Origin of the sequence: Buttiauxella sp. B2, from assembly GCF_006376615.1 — a bacterium.
Classification (GTDB): domain Bacteria; phylum Pseudomonadota; class Gammaproteobacteria; order Enterobacterales; family Enterobacteriaceae; genus Buttiauxella.
The window spans coordinates 1-3,857 of record NZ_VEXQ01000058.1 but is presented as its reverse complement, the minus strand read 5'-3'; the positions used below and the strand labels follow the sequence as shown (position 1 = coordinate 3,857).

The following is a 3,857-nucleotide window of genomic DNA, read 5'->3' as shown; positions in this document are numbered from 1 at the left end:
GTCTCAGCTCAGGGGAACAGTCAGGGAAAATGACGCGCCGCCGGTAATGGTGCGCACGCCGGTGATGTCGACGAATAACTCGCCTGCTTTGGTACTTTCAAAGGTGATGGATGACAGCCGGATACGCGGCTCCCATTTCAGGATTGCCATGTAGCAGGCGGACATAATTTGCAGACGCAGCGCCGGATTATCAGGCTGGTCAATCAGGGCAGATAATAACGAGCCATAATCACGGCGCATCACACGCGAGCCGATGGGAGTGATGAGAATGTCGCGCACGCTCTGTCTGATGTGTGCCGAATCAGACAGGCTCAGACCGGTGGTGCGGTTCATACCGGGGAAACGTGCCGTCATTGGGTGTCCTCAGTCCAGCTTCCGCCACGTTCAACACCGCCGTGACCGTGGTCGTCGACCTGCACGCCGTTGGATGTAAACGTACCGCCGCTGTGCGCGATGTCGCCGCTCATCTTGCCGCCTTTTTTCACTTCCAGCGTAGCGCAACTCAGTTTACTGGTGCAGACCACTTCCGGCGTATCGAGGGTGATTTTCTGACTGGCTTTCACGGTCACAAGCGGCACTGTCACGACCACGGATTCAGACGCAGCAACATCGGCAGTTTTGATACCGCTGACGGTCAGTGCGCTGGTCTGCGGTTCGTACTCAATCACGGCACCATCAGGAAACGAAATGTGAAACGCATCCGCAGAGGCTGACGGCGCAGGGTTGTCATCGGAATAGATGCCAGGCAGCACAAAGGCGGTATCCAGCTCACCGCCAATTGCCAGCAGCAAAACCTGCTCACCAATTGAGGGAGCCCACCATATGCGTGAGCGACCGGCACGGGGCGTCAACCAGTGCAACCAGTCGGTCGTGATGCCGCCGGTTTCAACACGGCATAATGCCCGCGCGATATCGACTTCGGTCACGATGCCGGTGCGGATAATGTTGCGCAGCTGGCGCGCGAGATCCTGGATAGATGAGAGAGTATTCATAAGGGAGAGGATGCCGTGAGATAAGCATCACGACAATTTCAAAGTAATGGGTAGCGTACTACACAACATATTGCGTATGGAGTATCGTAACTGTCAAAGCACATGCAAAAGGAATTCGATATGTTTGATAATCTAAGCACCAGTATAAACTGGATATACAAGGGTGTTGGACTGATAGCCATTCTATATATAATATATTTAGGCGGAATAGGTTTCTTATTCAGACTAACACTCCAGCCATTCAAAATAACTTTCCACGATGCAAAAACAAAAGAGCTGGACAATACACTACTCAGCTTTCAACTCTTACGGCTTTATCACGGTATAAACGTAGATAATCTGCATGACAAAAAAATGGTTTCGCAAGCTGTCAAGCTTGGCACATTATCCTCTAAGGACTTTAGGTTTTTATGCTTTGCGCCACCAATAGGGAAATCAAAGCATGGGCGGGCTGAAATGGTGATTTTTATCATAGCGATGATATTAATGTTTTCTTTTCCCGTATCATTAGTCCATTTAAACAAAAATTACAGATATGATTACGCCACATTCACTGAGGCTAACAACAAGGTTCTAATATCTAACATTGACATTTATGACCCAACCACAAAAAAATACTTAAGCAAGTATCAATGCAAAAAAAACCAAGCACAGCAGAAGCAAATACTAAAGAGCGCTTGCGCGTATTTAATTAGCTCAGACCCAGACATGAGAGAAGAATTAAATCATGCAATAGTACAAAACAATACGGGACTGAGGGCATCTCTATATCTGATGATTCTCACAATTTTTATCTGGGCAATGACGTTATTTATTTACCCTCAGTACCGTCACACCAATAACACATTTATTGATTTCAAAAACAACAGTGAGTAAAACAAAAAAAGATAAAATACATTAAGTTGAGCCAATGCAAGGTTCAACTTAAAAAGCGAGATATGATTTCCTCAACAAGATTTATACCTTCCTTATTGAATCCCAATAATGGGCGTACCTCATACTGTACCACCTCACTGTATTTATTCGGTTTATCTCTCAATCCCTCCTGATGCACCCGAGCCATGCGCTGCACGCGTCCGGCAAACTCCACCACAGCAGCCTCATTTGTGCCTTTGGCTTTTATGTACCGGTTGGTGCGCAGCTTGGTAAACATCTCACGCTTAACACGGCCTTTTTTACCCTTCACTGGCTGGCGTTTACGGGCAGCATACGGTGTGCCGTCAGGTGCCTGCTGGCGTTTGATGCGCTGCTGCTGCGAGGATCTGAGCTGCTTCGCAATCTCTGCCGTCATCCTGCGACGCGCTGCCGGTGACAGGTTGGCAATGAGTCCGGCGAGTTTGTCCTCAAAGGGTTTAAATTCATTCATGCCACTGACTCACCAGCTCACCGTGAACATAGAGTTCCATCGGGCGCCTGACGTTCTCCGGCAGCGGTGGCTCGTGGGCATGTTTCACGTGCAGGGCTTCACCTTCTTGCCTGACAATCGTGCGCTCAGTCAGCATCAGGCTGATACTCACGTCGACACTTTCGTCGTCGTTAATATCAGCGATATACGTGAAGCCTTTTTTACGCCCTTCATCGGTGGTCATGATGTCGGGCTGGTTTTCGCGCAGCCAGGCATTGACCGGCACGATGAGATAATCCAGGTCGCCGTGATAATCCGTGACCACGATGTTTAAGGTGTACTGATTTTCAAACGACAGCGAGGTTGCAAGGGTCGCGGCAATTTTCCCGCTGTCGATAAAGATACGCAGCATATCCGGGTTGTTACGCAGTACCGGTGCCGCATCACAGAGCGCTTTGCGTAAACTGGCTGGCTTGAGCATCGAGTTCATCCTGACAGTGTTTGATGGTTTCAACCTGGAGCGCACAGCTTGCGAGCGCGCCCTCAAGCTGGCGAATGTCGGCACTTAAATCACCGTTAGTGCGCGGCTGGCTTGCCGGTATCGGGCACAGTGCCACTTTCGGACAGCCACTGTAAATAATCGGCTGTGGTGGTGAATGCGGGGCGGATGTGCAACCGGATAATGTCATCAGGCAGCTCAGACTCATACCAGTCGCGCAGTGCTTTATTTTCATTGAGTAACCTCGTTACGGTTTCGCCACGCTTTGCCGCGAGGGTATTCGCGGTGGCGAGTTGATGGCGTAAATCGACCTGCGCCAGCTCGTTGCGCTGTCGGACAGTGGCAGCAACATCGAGCTGATTACGCAGCATGGTGTTCTGGGTCTTCTGCTCACCGGCGACGCGGTTTGCTTTTTCAAACAAGCGGGCGAGCTGGCCGTTCTCTCGCTTCATCCACACCAGAGCCGCGACGGCCATCAGAAGCAAAATCATCAGCATTTTCATTCACCCCCCTTAAGGCAGTAAGCCAGTTCCCTCACCCGACGATTTTCGAGCCCGCTATTTTTCTGACCGTTGACAAACACCCAGCGCGGGAGCTGGTTGCACGCCTGCACCCACTGCTGGCGCTTGATAAACGCGACCAGCGTCGATTTGCAAGCTGCACCAGTGCCGACGTTAAACGCAAAACTCACTACCGCGTCATACACCGGCTGCGGCATGGCAACCGGTGCGCAAACTGCGAGATGACGCTCGACAGCCAGCACGTCACTGACCAGGTTCCGTGCGGCCTGATGTTCGGTGATGTCACCTTTCGGCGTCACACCGGCGGTATGGCCGATGCCGGATGTCCAGACACCGGCGCTGCACTGGTAGGGTTTCAGTCGGCATCCTTCTAGGTCAGCAATCAGCGCCAACCCGTCGGGGGAGGTTTTCAGTAAGCTGAAATCCGGCACCAGTACTGCAAGCGCCAGTACGGCGGCCACGCTACAACGCTTAACGATTGAGGCCACGGATCACCTCCT

At 51.3% G+C, this 3,857-nt stretch carries 8 protein-coding genes; 1 reads left to right on the top strand and 7 read right to left on the bottom strand.

Annotated elements, in window-relative coordinates:
* Positions 1-3: 3 nt before the first annotated feature.
* Together FH968_RS23395 and FH968_RS23390 are read right to left on the bottom strand one after the other, a co-directional pair.
* Positions 4-354: a GPW/gp25 family protein gene (locus tag FH968_RS23395; RefSeq protein ID WP_139883865.1), complete on the bottom strand. Its 351-nt coding sequence runs from the start codon at positions 352-354 to the stop codon at positions 4-6.
* The gene (locus tag FH968_RS23390; protein WP_139883863.1) at positions 351-992 is read right to left on the bottom strand and encodes a phage baseplate assembly protein V; all 642 of its coding nucleotides are present in this window, start codon (positions 990-992) and stop codon (positions 351-353) included. The genes FH968_RS23395 and FH968_RS23390 overlap by 4 nt, the downstream gene beginning before the upstream one ends.
* Before the next feature lie 120 nt (positions 993-1,112).
* Here FH968_RS23390 and FH968_RS23385 point away from each other — a divergent pair, with 120 nt between their 5' ends.
* Entirely contained in the window at positions 1,113-1,868 is a 756-nt protein-coding gene (locus FH968_RS23385) for a hypothetical protein (RefSeq protein ID WP_139883861.1), read from the top strand.
* Between the two features lie 43 nt (positions 1,869-1,911).
* Here the strand turns inward: FH968_RS23385 and FH968_RS23380 are convergent, their stop codons facing one another.
* From FH968_RS23380 to FH968_RS23365, 5 genes are read right to left on the bottom strand one after another with little or no spacing between them, the layout of a single operon-like run.
* The gene (locus tag FH968_RS23380) at positions 1,912-2,358 is read right to left on the bottom strand and encodes a phage virion morphogenesis protein (protein WP_139883859.1); all 447 of its coding nucleotides are present in this window, start codon (positions 2,356-2,358) and stop codon (positions 1,912-1,914) included.
* On the bottom strand, positions 2,351-2,818 hold the full coding sequence (locus FH968_RS23375) for a phage tail protein (RefSeq protein WP_139883857.1): 468 nt from the start codon (positions 2,816-2,818) through the stop codon (positions 2,351-2,353). The genes FH968_RS23380 and FH968_RS23375 overlap by 8 nt, the downstream gene beginning before the upstream one ends.
* Positions 2,781-3,026 (bottom strand): Rz1-like lysis system protein LysC, encoded by a 246-nt coding sequence (gene lysC / locus FH968_RS24025; protein WP_255431587.1) that lies wholly within the window; start codon positions 3,024-3,026, stop codon positions 2,781-2,783. The genes FH968_RS23375 and lysC overlap by 38 nt, the downstream gene beginning before the upstream one ends.
* On the bottom strand, positions 2,914-3,339 hold the full coding sequence (lysB, locus tag FH968_RS23370) for an Rz-like lysis system protein LysB (RefSeq protein WP_139883854.1): 426 nt from the start codon (positions 3,337-3,339) through the stop codon (positions 2,914-2,916). Before lysB ends, lysC begins: the two co-directional genes overlap by 113 nt.
* Positions 3,336-3,845, bottom strand: coding sequence for a lysozyme (locus FH968_RS23365; RefSeq protein ID WP_139883852.1), 510 nt, complete (start codon positions 3,843-3,845; stop codon positions 3,336-3,338). Before FH968_RS23365 ends, lysB begins: the two co-directional genes overlap by 4 nt.
* Between the last annotated feature and the right edge of the window lie 12 nt (positions 3,846-3,857).

What these genes read in the sequence shown, in the direction of transcription:
- FH968_RS23395 (WP_139883865.1), bottom strand. Translation starts at nt 354, where the DNA reads ATGACGGCACGTTTCCCCGGTATGAACCGCACCACCGGTCTGAGCCTG.
- FH968_RS23390 (WP_139883863.1), bottom strand. Translation starts at nt 992, where the DNA reads ATGAATACTCTCTCATCTATCCAGGATCTCGCGCGCCAGCTGCGCAAC.
- FH968_RS23385 (WP_139883861.1), top strand. Translation starts at nt 1,113, where the DNA reads ATGTTTGATAATCTAAGCACCAGTATAAACTGGATATACAAGGGTGTT.
- FH968_RS23380 (WP_139883859.1), bottom strand. Translation starts at nt 2,358, where the DNA reads ATGAATGAATTTAAACCCTTTGAGGACAAACTCGCCGGACTCATTGCC.
- FH968_RS23375 (WP_139883857.1), bottom strand. Translation starts at nt 2,818, where the DNA reads ATGCTCAAGCCAGCCAGTTTACGCAAAGCGCTCTGTGATGCGGCACCG.
- lysC (WP_255431587.1), bottom strand. Translation starts at nt 3,026, where the DNA reads ATGACATTATCCGGTTGCACATCCGCCCCGCATTCACCACCACAGCCG.
- lysB (WP_139883854.1), bottom strand. Translation starts at nt 3,339, where the DNA reads ATGAAAATGCTGATGATTTTGCTTCTGATGGCCGTCGCGGCTCTGGTG.